Source organism: Enterorhabdus sp. P55, from assembly GCF_009911695.1.
In the GTDB taxonomy this organism is placed as follows: Bacteria; Actinomycetota; Coriobacteriia; order Coriobacteriales; family Eggerthellaceae; genus Enterorhabdus.
In genome coordinates this window covers 1-3483 of the sequence record NZ_QWKK01000164.1, presented here as the reverse complement: position 1 = coordinate 3483, position 3483 = coordinate 1, and the positions used below count along the sequence as shown (strand labels likewise).

Annotated in this window: 3 protein-coding genes; 1 reads left to right on the top strand and 2 read right to left on the bottom strand. The window is 70.9% G+C overall.

The annotated features are described in order from the left end of the window. Positions 1-124 precede the first annotated feature (124 nt). Positions 125-1123: a diacylglycerol kinase family protein gene (locus tag D1643_RS10275; RefSeq protein ID WP_160710528.1), complete on the bottom strand. Its 999-nt coding sequence runs from the start codon at positions 1121-1123 to the stop codon at positions 125-127. A gap of 109 nt (positions 1124-1232) precedes the next feature. Next, positions 1233-2567 (bottom strand): trigger factor, encoded by a 1335-nt coding sequence (gene tig / locus D1643_RS10270; protein WP_160710527.1) that lies wholly within the window; start codon positions 2565-2567, stop codon positions 1233-1235. A gap of 323 nt (positions 2568-2890) precedes the next feature. Between tig and D1643_RS10265 the strand changes: the two genes are divergently transcribed. Beyond that, positions 2891-3483 (top strand): MFS transporter (locus tag D1643_RS10265; RefSeq protein WP_160710526.1); only part of this gene is annotated, 593 nt, incomplete at its 3' end.

Sequence of the window (3483 nt, the reverse complement as noted above, 5' to 3'; positions counted from 1 at the left end):
GCGCGGGGACGAGGCCGCCGCGCGACGGGAGGCGCCGGTCGCGCCCGCGGCAGGCCGGCGGGAGGCCTTCCGCGCCTGCGGGGCGCCGCCGCTGGATGAGAGCGCGCTCGGGCGGGCGGCCATCCTAGCGCCCCCCTTCCGCATCCGGCTCGGGCACGTGGACATAGCCGCGGGGCTCGGGGATCCCGACTACCGAGGGACGCGCCTGGGGCGGCACGAGCACGCGCAGGGCGCGCGGCACGAGCGTCACGTCAAAGACGGTGCCCTCCAGCCGCTCGCCGTCCACCTGCGCAGGCACCGGCTCGTCGAACTCGATGCGCAGGCTGCGCACGCGGCGGAAGTCCAACTCCTTGAAGCGGGTGTGGTGGCCATCCTTGGCCAGCAGGAAGACGAGGGTCGCCTTGCGCCGCGTGATGGGCGGGTGCGCGACCACCACGTCAAGCCGTCCGTCAGCCACCGACGCCTCAGGCGCCACGGCAAAGCCGCCGCCGTAGGTGGGCCCGTTCTGCACGGCGAAGAGGAACATCTCGCCCTCCCGCGGCGCGCCGCCGTCGAAGGAGACCCGATAGCGGTAGCGCTCCAGGTGGTTGATCAGCTGATCGAGCCCGGAGGTCAGGTAGAGCAGGGTGCCCGTGCGGCCCGTGCGCTTGCGGCGCTCCACCGTGTCGAGGGCGATGGCCGCGTCCAGGCCGAACGAGAGCGTCTCGGCGAAGTAGACGCCGTTCACGCACCCCACGTCCACCAGCGTCGGGCGCGCGTCAACGAGCTGGGCCACGGCCTGGGCGACGTTGCGCTCCATGGAGAGCGTGGCCGCGTAGTCGTTGCCCGAGCCCACGGGGATGACGCCGAGCGCGGGACGCGCGTCGGCGGGCAGGGTCATGAGGCCGTTGACCACCTCGTGGATGATGCCGTCCCCGCCGAGGGCCACCACCACGTCGAGGCCGGCCGCGCCGGCGGCAAGCTCTCGGCCATGACGGGGGCCGGCCGTGGGGCGCACCTCCACCTGGGCGCCGGGCAGCGCCTCGCGCAGCAGCACCTCGGCCTCGGCGGCCGCATCGGCGCCCCGGCCGTTCTGCGACGCCGGGTTGGCGATGAGCAGCACGCGCCTCGCATCTCGGGCCACGGGCCCTCCTTCCCTTGAAACAGCGGAAGCCGGATCATCCCGGCTTCCGCATGATTATACCCGTGCGCGGCCAGCGCCCAGGGGCGGCGGCGCGACGTTTGCCGAGGCGCTACTCGGCGGGAGCCTCCTCGACCGGAGCAGCCTGCTCGGTCGGGTCGAACTCGGTGATGACGGCGTGCTCGAGGACCCAGTTGTTCGCCTTCAGGCGCTCGGCAGACTCGCGCAGGGCGAAGCCACGGCCCGACTGCTCGAACTGCTGGCGCAGCTGCTTGGGGTTGGCCTGGGGGTTCATGGCGCGGCAGGCGGCCTCGATGTCCTCGTCGGTGAGGGTGAGCTTCTCGTGGCGGAACACGGAGTCCAGCGCGAAGCCCTGGACGAGCATCTCGCGGGTCTGGAGCATGAGCATCATGCCGAACTGCTGCTCGCCGCCGTTCTGGGCCACGAAGTCCTCCCAGCTCTGGCCGGACTGCTGCAGCTCCATGCGCATGTTCTCCATGAGGTTCGCGCGCATGGCCTCGTACACCTCGTCGGCGATCTTGCCCTCGAAGCGGCGGGCGAGCTCGGTCACCGCCAGCTGGCGCTTGTAGTTCTCATACTGCTCGCGGGCGCCGCGCTCGACGTTGCGCTGGATGTCGGCGCGCAGGTCAGCCGCGCTCTTGTACATGGGCATGTTGGCAGCCACCCACTCGTCGTCGATCTCGGGCAGCGTGGGCTTCTGGATCTCCTTCACCGTGACGGTGCAGTCGATGACCTCGGTGATCTCGTTGAAGTCCTCGTCAAGACCGGGGCCCTCGAAGGTGAAGGTCTTCGTCTCGCCGGGCTGCATGCCGATGATCTCCTGGTCGAAGCCGTCGGGCATGTAGCCCTCACCGGCGGTGTAGGTGCGGCCGTCGGTGGTGAGGCCGGCCACCTCCTCGCCGTCCTTCAGGCACTTCATGGCGATGAGGCAGCTGTCGCCCTTCTCCACCGGCTTGGCGTCGGCGGTGACGTAGGTGGTGTAGCGCTCGGCCATCTCCTTGAGCTGCTGGTCGACGATCTCGGGGTTGAGGGCGAACGCGGGGACGCGGATCTCCACCGGGTCGTAGGACTTCAGCTCGTAGTCGGGCTTGAGGGCCACCACGACGTCGAAGGCGAACTCGCGGTCGCGCTTGAGGGCGGACTTGGGCTCGGGCTGCGGCGGGAAGGACGGGATGAGGTTCTTCTTGTCGAGCGCGAACGGCACGAGGCCCTGGATGGCACCGGCCTCGACGATGGAGTCGAGGTTCTTGATGCCCATCTTCTCCTCCGCCACCTGGGCGATGGTCTTGCCCTGCTCCGGGCGCAGGCCCATGGACTGCGCGAAGCCGAGCTGGCCCGCGTGCAGGGCGTTGTTGACTTCCTCGGGGGTGGCGACGCACTCCAGGCGAACCTGGCTGCCGTCGAGCTTCTTCATGCTCACTTTCATGGATGCGGCTCCTTGCTGTTGACAGGTCGTTCAATGGGGCGGGCGGGCGGCCCGCGTCATGCACGAGGCGTATTCTAGCGCAAGCCGGCCGAACATCCGTCAGCAAGCCGCAACTTTGCCTCCCGGCGAGCGCAGAAAATCACACAGCCCCGCCCTAAGGCCGAGGGGTGTCGCGGGCAAGCGGATTCGAGCGGGCCCCGGCCTGCCGCCGCCGTAAGACCAGGCGACCCATGGCGTGGTCGGGTTAGGGCCTGGCGGGCCATGACGCACGCTGGCGACGCGCCTAGGATGGGAGGGAAGGACGAGACGCGGGAGGGGGCGCCATGGACGCGCGATGGGGACGACTGGCAGCGGGATGCCTGGTGATGGCGATGATCGGGTTCATCTACGGGTGGTCGGTGTTCTCGGCGCCGCTGGTGGAGGAGTTCGGCTGGGCGCCGTCGGCCCTCTCGCTCACGTTCACACTGCTCATGTGGGCCTTCTGCGCTGGGGGCATCATCGGCGGGCGCCTGGTGCGCCACATCCCGGCGCGCGCGGCCGTGTGGCTGGCCGCGGCGCTCAGCTTCGCCGCCTTCGCGACCACCGCGCTGCTCGCCCGCGCCGAGGCGCCCTGGCTGCTCTACCTCACCTACGGCGTGCTGGGCGGCTGCGGCGTGGGCATCGCCTACACGGCGGCCATGGGGGCGACCATGGCGTGGTTCCCCGACCGGACCGGCCTGGCCTCGGGGCTCATGCTGCTGTGCTACTGCCTGTCGACCATGGCGCTGAGCTCGGTGGCGGCGTGGCTGTTCGACGCCATCGGCTGGCGCGCGGCCTTCGGCGTGCTGGGCGCCGCCACGGCCGCCGTGACCGCCGCAGCCGCCCTCTTCCTGCGCCCGCCGCGTCCCGGCGAGCTGGCGGCGGCGGACGCGCGGCG

Excerpts from the sequence above, each read along its gene's own strand:
- tig (WP_160710527.1), bottom strand. The coding sequence starts at position 2,567 with ATGAAAGTGAGCATGAAGAAGCTCGACGGCAGCCAGGTTCGCCTGGAG.